Here is a 19,114-nt window from a genome sequence, read left to right on the forward strand (position 1 = left end):
TGTGGCTGCGCATTATACGGACTTCCGACTGTTATTCCTATCCTGACAAGACGCTGATGGCTATAATCCTCCCATCTCATCTTTAAAAACAGGAACGTCTATGATCCGCAGCATGACCGCCTACGCCCGGCGTGAAATCAAGGGTGAATGGGGTAGCGCCACCTGGGAAATGCGCTCGGTAAACCAGCGTTATCTGGAAACTAATTTTCGCCTGCCGGAGCAGTTCCGTAGTCTCGAACCCGTTGTTCGCGAACGTATTCGCACGCGTCTGACGCGCGGTAAAGTCGAATGTACGCTGCGTTTTGAGCCTGATGCCAGCGCGCAAGGCGAGCTGATTCTGAATGAAAAACTCGCTAAACAGCTCGTTAGCGCTGCTAACTGGGTCAAAATGCAGAGCGATGAAGGTGAAATCAACCCGGTTGATATCCTGCGCTGGCCAGGCGTAATGGCTGCCCAGGAGCAGGATCTGGACGCCATTGCCGCCGAAATCCTCGCCGCGCTTGATGGTACGCTGGATGACTTCATCGTTGCGCGTAAAACCGAAGGTCAGGCGCTGAAAGCGCTGATCGAGCAGCGTCTGGAAGGCGTCAGTGCTGAAGTCACAAAAGTGCGTGCTCATATGCCGGAAATCCTGCAATGGCAGCGCGAGCGTCTGGTTGCCAAACTGGAAGACGCCCAGGTGCAGTTGGAGAATAACCGCCTTGAGCAAGAACTGGTGCTGATGGCGCAGCGTATCGATGTGGCAGAAGAATTAGATCGTCTGGAAGCCCACGTCAAAGAAACCTACAACATTCTGAAGAAAAAAGAGGCCGTTGGCCGTCGTCTGGACTTCATGATGCAGGAATTCAACCGTGAGTCGAACACTCTGGCATCCAAGTCTATCAATGCCGAAGTGACGAATTCCGCGATTGAACTGAAGGTACTGATCGAGCAAATGCGCGAGCAGATTCAAAATATCGAGTAGTGTTTCACGCGATCTCATAGAGTCTCACTAAGTCGCATCAGGACAAAAAGGCCATTGTAAATCATGGCCTTTTTGTTTTATATAGTCTCATATTGTATCACTACAGCGCGTGTTTCGTGTGTACATAGACGTGTACATACAGGCATTTATGACACGCCGTTTATGTACACAGCAATGAGACAAGGTAAGCATGGCGAAACTGACAGACATACAAATCAGAGCATGGATAAAAGCGGGTGAGCATTTTGCTGGTCGCTCTGACGGAGGCGGGCTGTATTTATGCTTCCCTGAGAATTACTCGATACCCTTCTGGCGTTTTCGCTATCGCTTTGCGGGCAAACAGCGGGCAATGGTCATAGGCACGTATTCTGAACTGTCGCTCGCTAGAGCACGCGAAACGGCTAAAGAGATGTCAGCCCGTGTTGCGCTGGGCTACGACGTATCGGGAGAGAAGCAAGAACGCAAGGCTGATGCGTTAAAGAAAATGGAGGAAGAAAAGCACGCGCTGCGTGTTTCAGAGCTGGCCGCTGAATACTTTGAGCGCCAGATCCTCAACCGGTGGAAACACCCGGACATTCTGCGCCGTCGCATAGACAAGGACATCAACCCCAATATTGGGCATCTCAGAATCGAAGACGTTAAAGCCTGGCATATCGACGACATGCTGCAAAAAATCGTCCAGCGTGGTGCGCCGACAGTCGCTAACGATGTGTTGAGGTGGACTCGCCGTATATTCGATTACGGCATAAAACGGCATATGCTGGAAACTAATCCTACAGGCGCATTTGAAATTGCTGATGCGGGCGGTCAGGAGCAAAGCCGGGAACGCTGGCTAAGCCGTGAAGAACTCATCCAGTTCTTTCAGGCCATGCCTATGACAAAGGGATTCTCACGTCAAAATGAACTGACAATGAAACTCCTGTTAGTCTTTTGCTGCCGCAAGATGGAGCTTTGTGGTGCTCGTTGGGAAGAGTTTGATCTTGATGAAGCCGTCTGGCACTTACCCGCAGAGCGGGTTAAGAATGGCGATGCGATCGATATCCCCATTCCAGCACCGGCGCTTGAATGGCTGAAAGAACTGCACCGGATGTCCTGCAATAGTCAGTGGGTGCTTCCGGCCAGGAAGATGCAGCACCGGATGATCCCCCACATTCAGGAAAGCACATTGCCAGTAGCGTTAGCAAAAATAAAAGCCAACATGCCCGGCGTTCCTAACTTCACCATTCATGATTTCCGACGCACAGCGCGATCTCATCTGGCCGCATTGGGAGTTGATCCAGTTGTTGCAGAACGCTGCCTGAATCACAGAATTAAAGGCGTTGAGGGGATTTACAACCGCTATCAGTATTTCGACGAGAGGAAACAAGCCTTAGATTTATGGGCTAACTTGCTGGTTTCCTTAGAAAGAGGTGAGGATTATAACGTGACGCCGTTGAAGAAGGGCATAGGGTGAAGTGTACTGGTATGGATGTCGATTATAATTCAAAAAATAGGTTGAGCTAACATTAACGCATATTAAATCATTGAAGTTATCATAATCCCCAGCGTCACGTAGGTCTATTTTAATCTGTATGGTTTTTGAACCAACTGGCGTCACAAACTGACGCCAGAATTTAACATCCGTATATTTTATACGTAAATTCAGGAAATTCTAATTTGATTTTCTCCAACCGGGCAAGACTTATATCAGAAATGACATTACAGCCATGTTTTCGGGCCACATGACCTATAGGTATTGGGCTATTATTTTCCATTAAAATGGTTTTTCTTGTTCCTTTATCACTAATATTCAGAGCTGCGGATGCATGTGCCGTAGTAGCAGAACCAGCAAAGAAATCCATAATAATCGCATCAGGCCTTGCAAGTACATCAAGAATTGCCATGATATACATCAGAGGCTTAGGTGTATCAAAAATCTTATCGCCAAATAATTTTTTTATCTCATTGGTAGCCCTTTCGGTGTAAAATTCAGTGTTATCCCAAAAAGTCCTAACTTTCTTTCTTTTGTCAGGGGAACAATAATTCTTTACGTAAATAACACCGTTTTTACTTGCATATAACTGCCAAGAACGTTCACGCGCAGTTTCCTTACTCCACAGCCAACGTCGTTCGATACCTTTAGAGTCAACAGGAAAAACTTGTTGCAATCCCATTCCAGGCTCAACAAAAACTTCGCCGGTAGATGGATTGAAAAATAAAGGATAAAACATATTTGGACGTTCTAACCGCAAACTAGCCTCACCTTTTTTTCTAAACAATCCATCTATCTTATATTCACCATGTTTGTCTACTTTATCATAAATACCAGCGTCATCTAATTGACCATTTAATTTAGCCAACGAACTTTTACCATAAATCATTAGATACTCATGAGTTGAAGCAACATTCCTATTACTACCTTTGCCATTTTTTGAACGACACACAACAATGTTCCCGATGAAATTATCCTCACCAAAAATAGAGTCCATCAATATTTTTAAATAAGCAAATTCATAGTCATCTATACTAATGGCGATAACGCCAGTTTGCTTTATAATTTCTCTGGCAGCAACCAATCTAGGAATCATAAATGTCATCCAGGCACTATGCCGCCCGAAAATATCGGATGCACTAGATTTTCTATTATCGTGATATAAGAACTTACTTCCGGTATTATAGGGTGGATCAATATAACAAAAATCAACGATTTCTTTTTTACTGGATACCAACCCAGTCAAACTATGAAGATTATCTCCAACTATAAGCGTAGAATCAGGTAGATTACCAACATTCAATTCTAGCGGCAAAACGTTCAAATGGGTATATGATAAATCATCAGATAACTCGAAACCCAATTTTTTCCCTATTTTATTGATTTTATTATTTAAACCAGTCATCAGCAACACCCTTCATCTTCGCAGTGATAAATCATACTATATTTTTAAAAAATTGGATAGATACGAATGAGTCAATAATGAAAAACAAAAAAATAATTATTATAGCTGATTAGATAATCAAAAATAGATTTTGACTTGGTGCATACAAAGATCAAATAATTTTAAGTAAAGATACATCGCTAAAGTTAAAGCGAATGAACTTAGAACAACTATAATTCATCATACACATTCATTAAAAAAAATCATATACTTCTCTTTGGCTGAAAAAATACTCTTCCATCTCCTTATCTGTTATGGCATCCTCTATCTAGTATATTGAGGAGGCTATGCAATGGAATTTCCGAGCAAAATTTACAGCCAAGATACTTCATCCTATACCCAAGAAAGCGTTAGTAAGCGTATTGAAGCTCTGTTTCTTAACAACATAGGTAAAGTTGTAACACGCGAGCAAATCATTCGTGCAGCCACGAACCCAATCACAGGTAAGCAACCAGAGAACTGGCATCAACGCCTATCGGAGTTACGAACAGATAAAGGTTATACTATCTTATCATGGCGTGACCTCAAGATACTTGCTCCTGAAGAATATGTGATGCCTCATGCTGAAAGACGCATTACCGCAGCAAAACGTGTTCTACCAACTAAACAATGCTGGAATCTCGTGTTAGAACGTGCCGGCAATAAGTGTGAATGGACAGAAGATGGACAACACTGTGGTCTTGCTGCTGGCGATATAGATCCAATTGGTGGTGGAACAGTAAAATTAACACCAGACCATATGACTCCCCATTCTCTTGAACCACAAACTGATCGTAATGATCCCAACAAGTGGCAGGCGTTATGTGGACGCCATCAAGTTATGAAAAAAAATTATTGGGATTCAAATAACGGTAAGATTAACGTTATAGCAATATTACAATCTGTGGGCGAAAAGCAAAAATTAGAGTCATTAAGATTTCTTTTGGAGTACTTTGGCTATGAAATCAAATGATATTGTCATTTATGAGCCATCCGATGTTTTTATTTCCATAGATAGATTCCGACGTGAGTATGGCCGTTGCTCATGTGCCATGTTTGATCCTTGGTATAATAAAGGTGTGGGAGGAACTAGAGATGATTATGTAGAATACATAACCAGCATATTAAATGAACTAGCAACAATATCTGACCACATTTACTTCTGGGGATTCCCAGAAATAGTTGCAAAATTCATAGAATCAATCCCTGACACTCATAAATATAATGCATGGTTAACATGGTACTATAAAAACAATCCTTCTGTTATTAGAGGGTGGCGTTCGGCCCAAATGACCTGTCTGCATATAAGTACTCCAGATGCTAAAATGTATCCTGAGCATTTTTTAAATGAATCGCAACTAGCAAAAAAATCTGCTGGTAAGCTAAGATATATGCCGGGACCGCCATCAGTTATAGAAGCGCCACTTAATATAGGATTTATTCGTAAGAATGAGCAAACTGGGCATCCAGCCCAAAAACCAATGGCCGTATATACCCCCTTAATTGAGATGGTCACAAAACCAGGTGATATAGTATTTGACCCTATGTGTGGTTCAGGAACTACTGGCGCAGTCTGCATGACATTGGATCGTCGAGCTATATTGGCTGATATAAACCCAGAATATATATCAATGACGAATGAACGGCTTCAAACTCAAAGAAAAAAATCATACAATAAATAGTTTTGATTTTACATATAAGAATATAAATACATATATCTACCAATATTGGCAAGTACCAAATCATAGCACTTGCCATATAAATTACTTTTTCTTGTATTTTCCGTCCATTGAACCAACAGCAGAAACACCGCAATAGTTCTCGCAGCTACGGGTCATTACATTAACAGAACCATCCTTCAACTCACTAATCACCGCTACACATGCGCTCGATGAATCGCTGTAGACCCAGCGATTTCTCTGCCCTGCACCCGCCCCTACGGATTCAGCAATGCCCTCCATATTACAAACACCGGAAGCATTCCCATGAGATGCGTTAATATTAAATTCAACAGCGCCACTCCCCTGTGACAAAGATAAAGCGCCATTCCGTTTAATGTATTCACCGGCATGTGCCATAGATAAACCTGACGCCAGAATAAATAACAAAATTGTCTTTTTCATTTCAAATCCTTAGTTTAATTAAAAACTTCACATAATCTATAACTTGGCATTATTTTTATCTAATACCAGAGCTGCATAATAATAGAAAGTCGAAGTAAGTTGATTAGCCTGATCTGTCGTTACAACTTCTATGAAATCATCTCCTGCAACTAATCCATTAAGATACAATTCACCATCCTCTTCATGAAATAAAAAACCTGTAGATGGCTTACCTGTTACTTTTATTCTAAATCCAAAGTAGCCGCCATTATCAATTTTACTCATTGACTTAATAGATGGCATATCAAGCATCAAGGATAAATACTCCTGCAATGTACTATATCGCGAATAATTAGACGCAAAGTAAACATATATAGGTGATGCTAACTGAGTTTTAGAAAATCCTAATCTTGAAATTTCCGATGAATATTTATTTTCCAGTTCTTGTATAACTTCATTTTTCGGACGTCTGTTTGAATTAACTTCCTGCCTGGATGTCTCCCTCTCTTTATTAATCTGCCTACTAATATCTTGAGTAGATATGCAGCTTAATTTTTCCGAAGAAGAACCATACCGTTCACAAATTTCATCTACACGCCATTCGTATAAACTTCTGATGCAGGAATATTCACTGCAAGCATTTCTTTTATTAAGCCATGCTATTTGATCTTTTTTAAGGAGATCTTTAACTTTTTGTGAGCGGTTAGAGTTCATAACTGCAAGATAGTTATTTGATAGTGCTTCATCCATTCTATTCAGAACATTATCAGAGCAGATTATTTTTTCATAACTGGCATTAGCTTTTAAACAATCAAAAGATGCGGCATAACTTGCCGTACTACATGCCATTAAGGATAAAAACAAAAACGTTTTTTTACTTATTATATTCTTCATGAGACAGCCTCGTTGGTAAATTTATAATGAGTCAGCCAATCGCATAAGTACGGGATACATAGGGAGATTCGATAAGCCTAAACGTCCCCGCACCGACAACATGATTCATGACTTTTACATTCTGGACAGATGACTTTTCGCGTGATTGTGTTCGATGATAAAATGCGGAATATGCCACCAACCCTTCCCCCCAGCTAATATCTCTTGTTGGGGCAACAATCGCATTACAGAATGATTTGTGCAGAGTGAATAACTCTTCTGCGCCATTACCAACAGAGCAACTTGAGAAACAGATACATTTCCCTCTTAATATCGGCCATGCCAGTCGATCTAAATCACGCCATGTAATAATAGAGTCATCTGTTAGCGCAAAGCCTTTATCATATCCATGCGCACTAATATGGACATATTTTATGTTTTCTCTATGGGCGACCTTTAAGGCTTTAATAAGCGTTTTCTCATTAATCACCTCAATGCTCTTGGCATTAACACCCTGTAATTGAAGTATCCGCTTTAATGTTTCTCCTTCACCTCTGCCATCATAAATATCCTGATCGCTACGTGATTCAATAATCAATATTTCCTGTTTTTTCATCAGCCACGCCAAACAAGATATTCATTTATGAGTTTGTTATAGACATATCAAAAAGATCCCGTTTTCAGTTTAGGGAACAAAACGAAGTTTGGTTACCGCAAAAGCGTCAGATTACGAGGTATCCACTCTCTTACTCCCCTCCCTTCACCACAATGACTATAGATGCGCAAAACCCATTTATATTCCATTGATGATGTTCATACAAGAGAAAAAAGGCCACAAACTTCCATCTATAGACATTTTAAGGAAGTGAAGAGCAGTATATGGCCCAGTTACCCTCAGATAGTGCAGACAAACAGGTAGGCCAACGCATTCAAATGCGTCGTAAAGAGCTGGGAATGACAGCCCAGCACTTAGCGGAGCTTGTTGATATATCCCACCAACAGCTTTCGCGTTATGAACGAGGAACAAACAAGATAAACGTAGCTCATCTTGTGAACATCGCCATCCAGCTTAATACACCTATTAGCTGGTTTTTCATTGATTGCTTCTCGACGTTAGATACTGAAGCCAAGAAGCAGCATGATTTCGTACCCGTAAAAGATTCTGATTTGAAAAGTCGTCTGGATAATATATGGCCTCGTCTGACACATGAGCAAAGACGAATATTGATTATGTTTCTTGATAAATACACCAAACAACAATGATAAACAACGGCTTTTTTAGCCTATAATTTTCAAAACAGACCATACTCATTCATCTTCATCTAAGATAGATAGCCGGTTAAGAAGAGTTTTTTCATTTAACAATTGCTTAATATGTCTCTTTTTCCAGTTAGTCCCTTCATTATCTACAAATATCGAAAGAGGAGTACGGATTTTTTTCTCTCTGAAATTTTCAGCTATTTGAGAATCAGAAAGTCCTTTATCATTTTTAAGATGATCAACAACTTTATACAAATGATATAGCTCTTTGGCCGCTTGTGATTGGGGATCATATAACTGCCTCAACTTTTCTATACGAAGCAAATAAACTAAGGCCGAAGAATAGTTTTCTATGAGGTTGCGCATTTGAGGCTGTGGTCGTCTATGCCCCAAACTTTCACACAAATCAGCCAATTTCTCATAGTCAGCGCTATTAAGCCTGATTGAGATTTTATGCTCCCCTAATTCTTCCAGTCGTTCTTTACGTATATTTTGATACTCAATGTTCTTCTGACGTCGGACCGCCAGTTCGTCCCCTTTCAGACGCTTTTCCACTTTCGCCATAATCTTTATACCTCATATCTAAATCTGATGATCAGACTACTCCTCAGACGATAGCTGTCAAGATTTCAGTCTGATGATCAGACTTACAATCAAACATAGTCTGATCATCAGATTTCCATGTTTTCAGGCATCAAGAGCCATTTTAAGTGATTTTTAGTGAAGTCTGATGATCAGACAACTCCATTTAACGCAAAAATTTAGCGATTTTGGAAATCTGTAAAGGCGGTTTGCATCAATTGGATGCGTAAATCGAACAGGTTTTTACGATGAATGCTTCACGTCTGATCAAACTGAAAACAGTCCTTGAATACTGCGCTTTCTCACGGGCTACGCTCTATCGCCAAATCAAAGCAGGCCATTTCCCTGAACCTGTTCGCCTGACTGGCGGTTTGGAGGATGCAAACACCGCTTCTCGTTCAGTCGCATGGAGAGAGGAAGAAATACTGCAATGGATAGATAACCGCCAGAAAGTGCCGTTATCAGAAACAAGGAAAATTGAGCGGAAAAGTTCATCGCTCTAATAGCACGTTATATGCACATCTATATGGATAGTGATTATCTGGTTCAATACTCACTATCCCATATCAATAGTTATTTCTGTAAGGGATACAAATGTTACTGAACAAACGCAATATAGATTTTTGTTATTCACTCGATGTTGGCAAAACTACCAAAGATAAACAGTTAAAAATGAGAACTGATAAACTCTGTGTTGTAAGTCGATTTGATAATGACGCAGAAATGAACGAAACATATGTCAGTCTGGAAAGTATGAATCATGCTAAATCCAAAAAATATCGTGTTCAATATATCCGAACCAATGAGGAAAAACCTTACCGTAAGGCATTACTGATCAGGGGAAAGAAGAAAAACTCACCAGTATTGTTGCGTATTGATTACTCCCCCATAAATCGTAACACAGGCGGAATACGTTTAGATTTTCGTCCACAACATATGACGCCTCAAAAAATAGATCATTTATTATCGTGGATAAACCGCCAATTAGGAGAAATATGTTATCAACTGCTGGCGCGAGCCTGGATTACGCAAATTGATGTCGCTCTCGATGTCTACAACTGCAAGTTAGATGATTACATATGGGGTTTGGAACGTTCAGGAAAGACAGCATATTTTAATAAAGAAGATGGTTTGCCGGGTATCAGGATAGGTAGTTATCGCTCTCTTTTACATTTTCTTTGCTACGGAAAAATAGACGCTAACAGCGGTAGAAAACTGGTATTTCAGGAAAGAGCCAAATTCATTAACATCAATTTTGATGAGTATCAGCAATTCCTGCGTATTGAAGCGAGGTACAGGCCAAATGCAACACCCACAAGCAAAAACGGTAATGTGTTGATGCTGGCCCATATTTTAGAGATGAGAAATCCTTTCGAGCGGCTCCGGGTCTATTCGAAAGATTTAGGGGATGAGCTATTGGACAGACGGTATCTTTACGCGCTCCCAAACGCTCCCAGCATCGCTGAAATGAAGCGCTACATGATGGATGCTATGCAATGCTCACGCTTGCCTCGCAAAGTCGATAGACTCATTGCAGAGTACGAGATAGAGCTGTTCGATAAACATACAGTCTGGATGCAGTGGTCACGCTGCGTTGCTCAATTAAGCGGCATTTTCAGTATAGCGTCTGTTTTCTGTGTACATAAGAGTGTACATACTGAAAATATGGAGTATAGAAAACTCAATAAAATCAACAAATAAACACCATTACTCAATATTCAGATCCAACATCGAATAAGTAGTCATTCAACGTAGCCCGCCAATAAATGGCGAGGCTACGTGTTTTCCCCGCCGCTTTAGTACTCTCCCCATTCAGTCCGAATTATATTTTCTCATCATTCATTATCACTACCCATAACACAAAGCGCATATCACCACGTATTTTCAGCACAGTCGCATTAGCTGTAGTTATTAAAATTACTTCACCTTAGAAAATCTCAATCGTGACAAGGCGCACAAATCGTTAACCTTAGCCCCCAGCAAATCAGGGGGAATACATGCTGTTACACGTTTTATATTTAATTGGTATTACTGCCGAAGCCATGACCGGTGCGCTTGCTGCTGGGCGTCGTCGTATGGATACATTTGGCGTCATCATCATTGCCACCGCGACGGCCATTGGCGGCGGATCGGTACGCGATATTCTTCTCGGCCACTATCCTCTTGGCTGGGTAAAGCACCCTGAATACGTCATTATCGTGGCGACCGCTGCGGTACTCACCACCATTATTGCTCCCGTCATGCCCTATCTGCGCAAAATATTCCTCGTACTGGATGCGCTGGGCCTGGTGGTCTTTTCTATTATCGGTGCTCAGGTGGCACTGGATATGGGCCATGGACCGATTATCGCCGTGGTCGCTGCGGTCACGACCGGCGTCTTCGGTGGCGTATTACGCGACATGTTCTGCAAACGCATCCCGTTAGTGTTCCAGAAAGAGCTGTATGCTGGCGTATCATTCGCCGCTGCTGTGTTGTACATCGTGCTGCAACATTATGTCTCCAGTCACGATGTAGTGGTTATCTCTACCCTGCTCTTCGGCTTTACCGCCCGACTGCTGGCGCTGCGCCTGAAGTTAGGGCTACCGGTATTTTACTATCGCCATGAAGGCCATTAAGGCATAAAGCCCGCGATGCGCTGAGCAGCTAACCAGTTGCTCAGCGCAGTGATTTCTCTATTCTCCAGCCACTGCATCACCTGGCGTGCCCGCCGCTCCCCCATGAAAGGCAAGTGCCGCCAGCTTTGTTCACTGCGCGCCTGTAACTGCTGCCACGAACTATCCCGGCTGGCATTTAGCGTTGCCTGTGTTAACGGTATTCCCATAGCAATCACCCAGCGCGTGAACGGGAGATCGCGCGACAGGTTGAACTGATGCCACAGCTTCTTCCCTTTGTTCACGCCGAAGGTGGACTGTAGCTGCGCCTGGGTTAATCCTAGCCAGGAAAAGATATGTTCAAAGCGATACGCCTGATGGAGCTTTCGCCATCCCGCCTCGCCGATCCCCTCCAGCCCCAGCACCTCTTTGCCACCCAGCCAGACCAGTCTGGCAACAAACTGTTCCTGGCACTCCGCTGTAGCATAAAAACAGGTTAATGAATTGAAGCGCCCCTCGGGGGGTATTGGCTTAGTACGCTGAGAGCTGCGCCAGACCACCCCGTCTATACGGGGTATCCCTTGTCCGGCCAGGCTCACCAGAATCTGATCGCCAGGCGCGATATCCCATTCATTCCAGCGTCGGACGGAGCCAATATTGACGCGCTGTACGCGTTTATCATCCAGCATGACGGGAGTCAGCAATGCAACCACCGCAATTTTCCCGCTTTTACCAACGGAGAACTGAATACCCGTTACCTCAGACACCCTTGCAACAGGAGGATATTTCCACGCCGCCAGCCAGTCACCCTGTCCGGGTAGCCAATACTGTGCCCGTGGTTCTTTTGCCGTTCGCACCACGACACCATCCGTCACAAAAGGTAATGCTGAACTCCACCACCTGATGCGCGACTTTTCGACGTCATCCGCATTCTTCACGGCCTGAGTATAGCGTTGCGTGTAACTGAACCCGGCAGCCGTGAGCTGCTCCAGTCTTTCAGACATGACCGCCGGACCATCAGGCCAGGCCCAGATAAAAATTGCCAGCGAGCGTAACATTTCCGGATTGCCCTGGCGCATCATCAATCCAGCAACCTTCGAGCGGGCATTCATTCCCCCGCTCTGCTTCTGAATATGCCCCTCTTGCTGCAAAAATATCTCACCCTGCAACGTACTGTTAGCGAGTTTCCCCCTGGTGGAATGTGGTACGGAAGGGATCTGCAGAACCCTTTGCGTCCAGTCTTCGCCTTGCAGGCCATTACCACGGCTAATCGCCCGTACCAGATTGCCATTGCGATAGACTAACGTCACCGCCACGCCATCCACCTTCGGTTGCACCCAGAGATTGCTGCGAGCGTGCATCCATTGCTGTATCGCTTGCTTATCAGCAAGTTTTCGAACGCCCGTATGGGGAACAGGATGCGAGACGGTGCCACTTATTGGGGGCGCAGAAAGATCTGATGGGGCTTCATCGCCAAAACAGCGCTGCCATTGAATTAGTTGCGCATTGAGCTGGTCATAAACGCCGTCGTCTACGGCACTTTCCCCTTGTTTCCAGTAACTGTCATTCCACTGTGTAATCTGCTGCTGTAGTCGTGAAATTTCCTCGTTTGCCCTGGCAGGCGACCAGACGGGGCATACCGCCCATGCGGGTAGATACCCCATTAGCAAAACCAGCCCTATGCATTTCCATAATCCCATGCTATCTCCGCTGAACGATACGTTTCCCGGCAGGTATAGCGCGAAGTGAAATAGAAACAGAGCGGCAAAAATTCATCCTGCGAACAGCTTTCCGGACATTTACATGTATTGCTGCAAATCATCGATAAAACAGGAAACTGGTACGCAAAACGCAATAAACATGCGCAAAAAGTGTGACAAGGGCTACGTCACATAGCGGCTACGTGTATAATAAGCCCGTATGTAGGCTCTCTTTCGACAATCACATACATTAAGATACTCATGGCTCAAGGCACGCTTTATATTGTTTCTGCCCCCAGTGGCGCGGGTAAATCCAGCCTGATTCAGGCTTTATTAAAGACCCAACCGTTGTATGACACCCAGGTTTCTGTTTCGCACACCACGCGCGCACCGCGCCCGGGGGAAGTGCACGGTGAACACTATTTCTTTGTGAACCATGATGAATTCAGAACAATGATTGGCAGAGACGCGTTCCTGGAACACGCGGAGGTTTTCGGTAATTACTACGGCACCTCGCGTGAAACCATTGAGCAAGTATTAGCATCCGGCGTAGACGTCTTTTTAGATATCGACTGGCAAGGTGCGCAGCAAATTCGTGAAAAAATGCCGCATGCGCGCAGTATTTTTATTTTGCCACCGTCTAAGATTGAGCTGGACCGGCGCCTGCGTGGCCGCGGTCAGGATAGCGAAGACGTGATCGCGAAACGTATGGCGCAAGCTGTTGCAGAAATGAGCCATTACGCCGAATATGATTATCTTATTGTGAATGATGATTTCGACACCGCCCTGGGCGATTTGAAAACCATCATTCGCGCCGAACGTCTGCGCATGAGCCGCCAAAAGCAGCGTCATGACGCTTTAATCAGCAAACTGTTGGCAGACTGAACCCACATTCAGTATCATGCCCAGTCATTTCTTCACCTGTGGAGCATTTTAAGTATGGCACGCGTAACTGTTCAGGACGCTGTAGAGAAAATTGGTAACCGTTTTGACCTGGTACTGGTCGCCGCGCGTCGCGCTCGTCAGATGCAGGTAGGCGGAAAGGATCCGCTCGTACCGGAAGAAAACGATAAAACTACCGTTATCGCGCTGCGCGAAATCGAAGAAGGTCTGATCAACAACCAGATCCTCGACGTGCGTGAGCGCCAGGAACAGCAAGAGCAGGAAGCCGCTGAATTACAAGCCGTTACCGCTATTGCTGAAGGTCGTCGTTAATCACAAAGCGGGTCGCCCTTGTATCTGTTTGAAAGCCTGAATCAACTGATTCAAAACTACCTGCCGGAAGACCAGATTAAGCGTCTTCGGCAGGCGTATCTCGTTGCACGTGACGCTCACGAGGGCCAGACACGTTCAAGCGGTGAACCCTATATCACGCACCCGGTAGCGGTAGCCTGCATTCTGGCCGAGATGAAACTCGACTACGAAACGCTGATGGCTGCGCTGCTGCATGACGTGATTGAAGATACCCCAGCCACCTATCAGGACATGGAACAGCTTTTTGGTAAAAGCGTTGCAGAGCTGGTAGAAGGGGTATCGAAGCTTGATAAGCTTAAGTTTCGCGATAAGAAAGAGGCGCAAGCTGAAAACTTTCGCAAGATGATTATGGCGATGGTGCAGGATATCCGCGTCATTCTCATCAAACTTGCCGACCGCACCCACAACATGCGCACGCTGGGCTCATTACGCCCGGACAAGCGTCGCCGCATCGCCCGCGAAACACTCGAAATCTATAGTCCGCTGGCACACCGTTTAGGTATTCATCACATTAAAACCGAGCTGGAAGAGCTGGGTTTTGAAGCGCTGTACCCAAACCGCTATCGCGTGATTAAAGAAGTGGTTAAAGCCGCTCGCGGCAACCGCAAAGAGATGATCCAAAAAATCCTCTCGGAAATCGAAGGGCGTTTGCAGGAGGCAGGTATTCCGTGTCGCGTAAGCGGGCGTGAGAAGCACCTGTACTCTATTTACTGCAAAATGGTGCTCAAAGAGCAGCGTTTTCACTCCATCATGGATATCTACGCATTTCGCGTCATCGTTCATGATTCCGATACCTGCTATCGCGTACTCGGCCAGATGCACAGCCTGTACAAACCACGCCCTGGTCGCGTGAAAGACTATATAGCCATTCCGAAAGCGAACGGATATCAGTCTTTGCACACCTCAATGATCGGCCCCCATGGCGTCCCGGTTGAAGTACAGATTCGTACTGAAGACATGGACCAGATGGCAGAGATGGGTGTCGCAGCGCACTGGGCTTACAAAGAGCACGGCGGCGAAAGCAGCACCACTGCGCAAATCCGCGCTCAGCGCTGGATGCAAAGCTTGCTGGAACTGCAGCAGAGCGCCGGTAGCTCGTTTGAATTTATTGAAAGCGTCAAATCTGATCTCTTCCCGGATGAGATTTATGTTTTCACACCGGAAGGACGCATTGTCGAACTGCCTGCCGGTGCAACACCTGTCGACTTCGCCTACGCTGTGCATACCGATATCGGTCACGCCTGCGTCGGCGCACGTGTAGACAGACAGCCTTACCCGCTTTCACAACCGCTCTTTAGCGGTCAGACAGTTGAGATTATTACCGCGCCGGGCGCACGTCCGAATGCCGCGTGGCTAAACTTCGTCGTCAGTTCGAAAGCGCGCGCCAAGATTCGCCAACTGTTGAAAAACCTCAAGCGCGATGATTCCGTCAGTCTGGGGCGTCGACTGCTCAACCATGCCCTGGGCGGTAGCCGTAAACTGGCTGAGATCCCGCCAGAGAGCATTCAGCGTGAGCTTGAGCGCATGAAGCTCGCCACGCTTGACGATCTGCTCGCAGAAATCGGTCTGGGTAACGCCATGAGCGTGGTGGTAGCGAAAAACCTCCAGCAGGGCGAAGCAACAGCGAACGTACCAGCACAATCCGGCCATGGTCATCTGCCGATCAAAGGCGCTGACGGCGTACTGATCACCTTCGCGAAATGCTGTCGTCCAATTCCAGGCGATCCAATCATTGCCCACGTCAGTCCGGGTAAAGGTCTGGTGATCCACCATGAGTCCTGCCGTAATATTCGTGGCTACCAGAAAGAGCCAGAGAAGTTTATGGCGGTGGAATGGGATAAAGAGACGGAGCAGGAATTCATCACCGAGATTAAGGTGGATATGTTTAACCACCAGGGTGCTCTGGCGAACCTGACGGCGGCAATCAACACGACCACCTCCAATATTCAAAGTCTGAATACGGAAGAGAAAGATGGCCGCGTTTATAGCGCCTTTATTCGCCTGACCGCTCGCGATCGTGTGCACCTGGCGAATATCATGCGCAAAATCCGCGTCATGCCGGACGTGATAAAAGTCACCCGTAACCGAAACTAGTCTTATGAATGAACAGCGCTATGCACGTATCCGCGAGATGCTCGCACGTCGTCAGCCCGATCTGACCGTCTGCATGGAGCAGGTTCACAAACCTCATAACGTTTCTGCGATTATTCGTACTGCAGATGCGGTCGGCGTGCATGAAGTCCACGCCGTCTGGCCGGGTAGCCGCATGCGCACTATGCTCTCTTCTGCCGCAGGCAGTAACAGTTGGGTGCAAGTCAAGACCCACCCGACTATTGGCGATGCGGTCACACATTTAAAAAGCCGGGGCATGCAGGTCCTGGCAACCCATCTGTCAGATAAAGCCGTGGATTTTCGCGAGATTGATTACACGCACCCTACCTGCATCCTGATGGGCCAGGAGAAAACCGGCATCACTCAGGAAGCGTTGGATCTGGCTGATCAGGACATCATCATTCCCATGACTGGAATGGTGCAGTCGCTGAACGTTTCTGTCGCCTCTGCGCTGATTCTGTACGAAGCACAGCGCCAGCGGCAAAACGCAGGGATGTACCGCCGAGAAAACAGCATGCTGCCACAAGATGAGCAACAGCGCTTACTGTTTGAAGGCGGTTATCCGGTGCTGGCGAATGTCGCTAAGCGCAAAGGTCTTCCCTACCCTCACGTAAACACGCAGGGCGAAATTGAAGCCGATGCAACGTGGTGGGCCACTATGCAATCTGCGAGATAAACGCGATGAAAGGCCGTTTACTGGATGCCATCCCACTCAACTCTCTGACCGGCGTTGGCGCAGCGCAAAGCAGTAAACTGGCGAAAATTGGCCTGCACACCGTGCAGGACCTCCTGCTCCACCTTCCTCTGCGTTACGAAGACCGTACCCATCTGTACCCAATTGGCGAACTGCTGCCGGGTGTCTATGCCACCATTGAAGGCGAAGTGCTGAACTGCAATATCACCTTCGGCGGCCGCCGGATGATGACCTGTCAAATCAGCGATGGCTCGGGGATTCTCACCATGCGCTTTTTCAACTTCAGTGCAGCGATGAAAAACAGCCTTGCTACCGGGCGTAGGGTTCTGGCCTACGGCGAAGCCAAACGCGGGAAATACGGCGCAGAGATGATTCACCCGGAATACCGCGTACAAGGCGATCTCAGCACGCCAGAATTGCAGGAAACACTCACACCAGTGTATCCAACCACCGAAGGTGTGAAGCAGGCCACGCTGCGCAAGCTGACCGATCAGGCACTGGATCTGCTCGATACCTGCGCCATTGCCGAACTGCTGCCGCCAGAGCTGTTACAGGGCATGATGAGCCTACCCGAAGCACTGCGCACATTGCACCGCCCCCCACCGTCGCTGCAACTCAGCGATCTGGAAACCGGACAACATCCGGCGCAGCGACGTCTGATTCTCGAAGAACTGCTGGCGCATAACCTCAGCATGCTGGCGCTACGCGCCGGGGCACAGCGTTTTCACGCCCAGCCGTTAAGTGCTAACAACGCGCTAAAAGATAAGCTGCTGGCAGCATTGCCGTTCAAACCTACTGGCGCGCAGGCCCGCGTTACCGCTGAGATTGAACGCGATATGGCGCTGGATGTGCCGATGATGCGCCTGGTGCAGGGTGATGTCGGCTCCGGTAAAACGCTGGTTGCCGCGCTGGCTGCGCTGCGGGCTATCGCACATGGTAAACAGGTTGCGCTAATGGCTCCTACCGAATTATTGGCTGAACAGCATGCAAATAACTTCCGCAACTGGTTCGCGCCGCTGGGCGTTGAAGTGGGCTGGCTGGCGGGCAAGCAGAAAGGTAAAGCGCGTCTGGCGCAACAGGAAGCTATCGCCAGCGGTCAGGTGCAGATGATTGTCGGCACGCACGCGATTTTCCAGGAACAGGTGCAGTTCAACGGGCTGGCGCTGGTTATCATCGACGAACAGCACCGCTTCGGCGTACATCAGCGTCTGGCACTGTGGGAGAAAGGTCAGCAGCAGGGTTTCCATCCACACCAGCTAATCATGACCGCCACGCCGATTCCGCGCACCCTGGCGATGACAGCCTATGCTGACCTCGACACATCGGTTATCGATGAACTCCCTCCGGGGCGTACGCCGGTCACCACAGTCGCCATTCCGGATACCCGCCGCAGCGATATTATTGATCGCGTGCGCAACGCCTGTACCCACGAAGGACGTCAAGCATACTGGGTCTGTACGCTGATTGAAGAGTCTGACTTGTTGGAAGCTCAGGCGGCAGAAGCGACGTGGGAAGAGCTTAAACTGGCGCTGCCAGAACTCAATATTGGCCTGGTACACGGGCGCATGAAGCCCGCTGAGAAGCAGTCAGTAATGGCGGCCTTTAAGCAGGGTGAACTGCATCTGCTGGTTGCCACCACGGTGATTGAAGTGGGCGTGGACGTACCCAATGCCAGCCTGATGATTATTGAAAACCCGGAACGCTTAGGTCTGGCCCAGTTGCACCAGTTGCGTGGTCGCGTAGGCCGTGGCGCGGTGGCCTCCCACTGTGTCCTGCTCTACAAATCACCGCTGTCTAAAACCGCGCAGAAACGCCTGCAGGTTCTGCGAGACAGCAACGATGGATTCGTGATTGCGCAAAAAGATTTAGAGATTCGCGGCCCCGGCGAGCTGTTAGGTACTCGCCAGACCGGAACGGCAGAATTCAAGGTCGCAGATTTACTGCGCGATCAGGCGATTATCCCGGAAGTTCAGCGCATTGCCCGCCATATTCACGAACGTTATCCGCAACAGGCCTTGGCACTGATAGAGCGCTGGATGCCGGAAACCGAACGCTACTCCAACGCGTAGTTAATTCATAGCTGCGGCG

The 19,114-nt window shown here is 46.8% G+C and carries 19 protein-coding genes; 13 read left to right on the plus strand and 6 right to left on the minus strand.

Annotation, left to right across the window (positions count from 1 at the left end):
- The first annotated feature begins 100 nt into the window (after positions 1-100).
- Positions 101-964, plus strand: coding sequence for a YicC/YloC family endoribonuclease (locus tag OGX92_RS00235; protein WP_286586099.1), 864 nt, complete (start codon positions 101-103; stop codon positions 962-964).
- Positions 965-1,154: 190 nt separating this feature from the next.
- Positions 1,155-2,417 carry a tyrosine-type recombinase/integrase gene (locus OGX92_RS00240; RefSeq protein WP_048275722.1) on the plus strand — a complete coding sequence of 421 codons (1,263 nt, stop codon included), beginning with the start codon at positions 1,155-1,157 and terminating at the stop codon, positions 2,415-2,417.
- A gap of 160 nt (positions 2,418-2,577) precedes the next feature.
- On the opposite strand, the gene OGX92_RS00245 is transcribed toward OGX92_RS00240, so the two are convergent.
- Positions 2,578-3,840, minus strand: a complete 1,263-nt coding sequence (locus OGX92_RS00245; protein WP_048275724.1) for a site-specific DNA-methyltransferase — start codon at positions 3,838-3,840, stop codon at positions 2,578-2,580.
- 331 nt (positions 3,841-4,171) lie between these two features.
- Here OGX92_RS00245 and OGX92_RS00250 point away from each other — a divergent pair, with 331 nt between their 5' ends.
- Entirely contained in the window at positions 4,172-4,831 is a 660-nt protein-coding gene (locus tag OGX92_RS00250) for a KpnI family restriction enzyme N-terminal domain-containing protein (protein WP_023252379.1), read from the plus strand.
- Positions 4,818-5,540 carry a DNA-methyltransferase gene (locus OGX92_RS00255; RefSeq protein ID WP_155410924.1) on the plus strand — a complete coding sequence of 241 codons (723 nt, stop codon included), beginning with the start codon at positions 4,818-4,820 and terminating at the stop codon, positions 5,538-5,540. Before OGX92_RS00250 ends, OGX92_RS00255 begins: the two co-directional genes overlap by 14 nt.
- 81 nt (positions 5,541-5,621) lie before the next feature.
- On the opposite strand, the gene OGX92_RS00260 is transcribed toward OGX92_RS00255, so the two are convergent.
- From OGX92_RS00260 to OGX92_RS00270, 3 genes are read right to left on the minus strand one after another with little or no spacing between them, the layout of a single operon-like run.
- Positions 5,622-5,981, minus strand: coding sequence for a hypothetical protein (locus tag OGX92_RS00260; RefSeq protein ID WP_023252380.1), 360 nt, complete (start codon positions 5,979-5,981; stop codon positions 5,622-5,624).
- Positions 5,982-6,017: 36 nt separating this feature from the next.
- The gene (locus OGX92_RS00265; protein WP_072067916.1) at positions 6,018-6,854 is read right to left on the minus strand and encodes a lysozyme inhibitor LprI family protein; all 837 of its coding nucleotides are present in this window, start codon (positions 6,852-6,854) and stop codon (positions 6,018-6,020) included.
- 31 nt (positions 6,855-6,885) lie between these two features.
- Complete coding sequence (locus OGX92_RS00270; RefSeq protein ID WP_023252382.1) at positions 6,886-7,449, minus strand: hypothetical protein; 564 nt, start codon at positions 7,447-7,449, stop codon at positions 6,886-6,888.
- Between the two features lie 263 nt (positions 7,450-7,712).
- Here OGX92_RS00270 and OGX92_RS00275 point away from each other — a divergent pair, with 263 nt between their 5' ends.
- Positions 7,713-8,096, plus strand: a complete 384-nt coding sequence (locus OGX92_RS00275) for a helix-turn-helix domain-containing protein (RefSeq protein WP_286586100.1) — start codon at positions 7,713-7,715, stop codon at positions 8,094-8,096.
- Positions 8,097-8,141: 45 nt separating this feature from the next.
- On the opposite strand, the gene OGX92_RS00280 is transcribed toward OGX92_RS00275, so the two are convergent.
- Entirely contained in the window at positions 8,142-8,657 is a 516-nt protein-coding gene (locus OGX92_RS00280) for a hypothetical protein (RefSeq protein ID WP_048275728.1), read from the minus strand.
- Between the two features lie 266 nt (positions 8,658-8,923).
- Here OGX92_RS00280 and OGX92_RS00285 point away from each other — a divergent pair, with 266 nt between their 5' ends.
- From OGX92_RS00285 to OGX92_RS00295, 3 genes are all read left to right on the plus strand, one after another.
- Entirely contained in the window at positions 8,924-9,178 is a 255-nt protein-coding gene (locus OGX92_RS00285) for a helix-turn-helix transcriptional regulator (RefSeq protein WP_023252385.1), read from the plus strand.
- 91 nt (positions 9,179-9,269) lie between these two features.
- Positions 9,270-10,376 carry a hypothetical protein gene (locus OGX92_RS00290; protein ID WP_048275730.1) on the plus strand — a complete coding sequence of 369 codons (1,107 nt, stop codon included), beginning with the start codon at positions 9,270-9,272 and terminating at the stop codon, positions 10,374-10,376.
- Positions 10,377-10,672: 296 nt separating this feature from the next.
- Positions 10,673-11,290, plus strand: a complete 618-nt coding sequence (locus OGX92_RS00295; RefSeq protein ID WP_003024049.1) for a trimeric intracellular cation channel family protein — start codon at positions 10,673-10,675, stop codon at positions 11,288-11,290.
- Here the strand turns inward: OGX92_RS00295 and ligB are convergent.
- Positions 11,287-12,966: an NAD-dependent DNA ligase LigB gene (gene ligB, locus OGX92_RS00300; RefSeq protein WP_286586103.1), complete on the minus strand. Its 1,680-nt coding sequence runs from the start codon at positions 12,964-12,966 to the stop codon at positions 11,287-11,289. The genes OGX92_RS00295 and ligB overlap by 4 nt on opposite strands.
- Before the next feature lie 261 nt (positions 12,967-13,227).
- Here ligB and gmk point away from each other — a divergent pair, with 261 nt between their 5' ends.
- Genes gmk through recG form a run of 5 tightly spaced genes read left to right on the plus strand, consistent with a single transcriptional unit; the run spans position 13,228 to position 19,095 of the window.
- Entirely contained in the window at positions 13,228-13,851 is a 624-nt protein-coding gene (gene gmk, locus OGX92_RS00305) for a guanylate kinase (protein ID WP_003024042.1), read from the plus strand.
- Positions 13,852-13,905: 54 nt separating this feature from the next.
- The gene (gene rpoZ, locus OGX92_RS00310) at positions 13,906-14,181 is read left to right on the plus strand and encodes a DNA-directed RNA polymerase subunit omega (RefSeq protein ID WP_000135058.1); all 276 of its coding nucleotides are present in this window, start codon (positions 13,906-13,908) and stop codon (positions 14,179-14,181) included.
- 18 nt (positions 14,182-14,199) lie between these two features.
- Positions 14,200-16,314, plus strand: a complete 2,115-nt coding sequence (spoT, locus tag OGX92_RS00315; RefSeq protein WP_003024038.1) for a bifunctional GTP diphosphokinase/guanosine-3',5'-bis pyrophosphate 3'-pyrophosphohydrolase — start codon at positions 14,200-14,202, stop codon at positions 16,312-16,314.
- Positions 16,315-16,318: 4 nt separating this feature from the next.
- Positions 16,319-17,008: a tRNA (guanosine(18)-2'-O)-methyltransferase TrmH gene (trmH, locus tag OGX92_RS00320; protein ID WP_063941164.1), complete on the plus strand. Its 690-nt coding sequence runs from the start codon at positions 16,319-16,321 to the stop codon at positions 17,006-17,008.
- Positions 17,009-17,013: 5 nt separating this feature from the next.
- On the plus strand, positions 17,014-19,095 hold the full coding sequence (recG, locus tag OGX92_RS00325) for an ATP-dependent DNA helicase RecG (RefSeq protein WP_286586104.1): 2,082 nt from the start codon (positions 17,014-17,016) through the stop codon (positions 19,093-19,095).
- Positions 19,096-19,114 lie beyond the last annotated feature (19 nt).

Origin of the sequence: Citrobacter sp. Cpo089 (genome assembly GCF_030332695.1) — a bacterium.
In the GTDB taxonomy this organism is placed as follows: Bacteria; Pseudomonadota; Gammaproteobacteria; order Enterobacterales; family Enterobacteriaceae; genus Citrobacter; species Citrobacter portucalensis.

Bases quoted from the DNA above. Each gene is read 5' to 3' on its own strand.
- OGX92_RS00235 (WP_286586099.1), top strand. From the start codon at position 101: ATGATCCGCAGCATGACCGCCTACGCCCGGCGTGAAATCAAGGGTGAA.
- OGX92_RS00240 (WP_048275722.1), top strand. From the start codon at position 1,155: ATGGCGAAACTGACAGACATACAAATCAGAGCATGGATAAAAGCGGGT.
- OGX92_RS00245 (WP_048275724.1), bottom strand. From the start codon at position 3,840: ATGACTGGTTTAAATAATAAAATCAATAAAATAGGGAAAAAATTGGGT.
- OGX92_RS00250 (WP_023252379.1), top strand. From the start codon at position 4,172: ATGGAATTTCCGAGCAAAATTTACAGCCAAGATACTTCATCCTATACC.
- OGX92_RS00255 (WP_155410924.1), top strand. From the start codon at position 4,818: ATGAAATCAAATGATATTGTCATTTATGAGCCATCCGATGTTTTTATT.
- OGX92_RS00260 (WP_023252380.1), bottom strand. From the start codon at position 5,981: ATGAAAAAGACAATTTTGTTATTTATTCTGGCGTCAGGTTTATCTATG.
- OGX92_RS00265 (WP_072067916.1), bottom strand. From the start codon at position 6,854: ATGAAGAATATAATAAGTAAAAAAACGTTTTTGTTTTTATCCTTAATG.
- OGX92_RS00270 (WP_023252382.1), bottom strand. From the start codon at position 7,449: ATGAAAAAACAGGAAATATTGATTATTGAATCACGTAGCGATCAGGAT.
- OGX92_RS00275 (WP_286586100.1), top strand. From the start codon at position 7,713: ATGGCCCAGTTACCCTCAGATAGTGCAGACAAACAGGTAGGCCAACGC.
- OGX92_RS00280 (WP_048275728.1), bottom strand. From the start codon at position 8,657: ATGGCGAAAGTGGAAAAGCGTCTGAAAGGGGACGAACTGGCGGTCCGA.
- OGX92_RS00285 (WP_023252385.1), top strand. From the start codon at position 8,924: ATGAATGCTTCACGTCTGATCAAACTGAAAACAGTCCTTGAATACTGC.
- OGX92_RS00290 (WP_048275730.1), top strand. From the start codon at position 9,270: ATGTTACTGAACAAACGCAATATAGATTTTTGTTATTCACTCGATGTT.
- OGX92_RS00295 (WP_003024049.1), top strand. From the start codon at position 10,673: ATGCTGTTACACGTTTTATATTTAATTGGTATTACTGCCGAAGCCATG.
- ligB (WP_286586103.1), bottom strand. From the start codon at position 12,966: ATGGGATTATGGAAATGCATAGGGCTGGTTTTGCTAATGGGGTATCTA.
- gmk (WP_003024042.1), top strand. From the start codon at position 13,228: ATGGCTCAAGGCACGCTTTATATTGTTTCTGCCCCCAGTGGCGCGGGT.
- rpoZ (WP_000135058.1), top strand. From the start codon at position 13,906: ATGGCACGCGTAACTGTTCAGGACGCTGTAGAGAAAATTGGTAACCGT.
- trmH (WP_063941164.1), top strand. From the start codon at position 16,319: ATGAATGAACAGCGCTATGCACGTATCCGCGAGATGCTCGCACGTCGT.
- recG (WP_286586104.1), top strand. From the start codon at position 17,014: ATGAAAGGCCGTTTACTGGATGCCATCCCACTCAACTCTCTGACCGGC.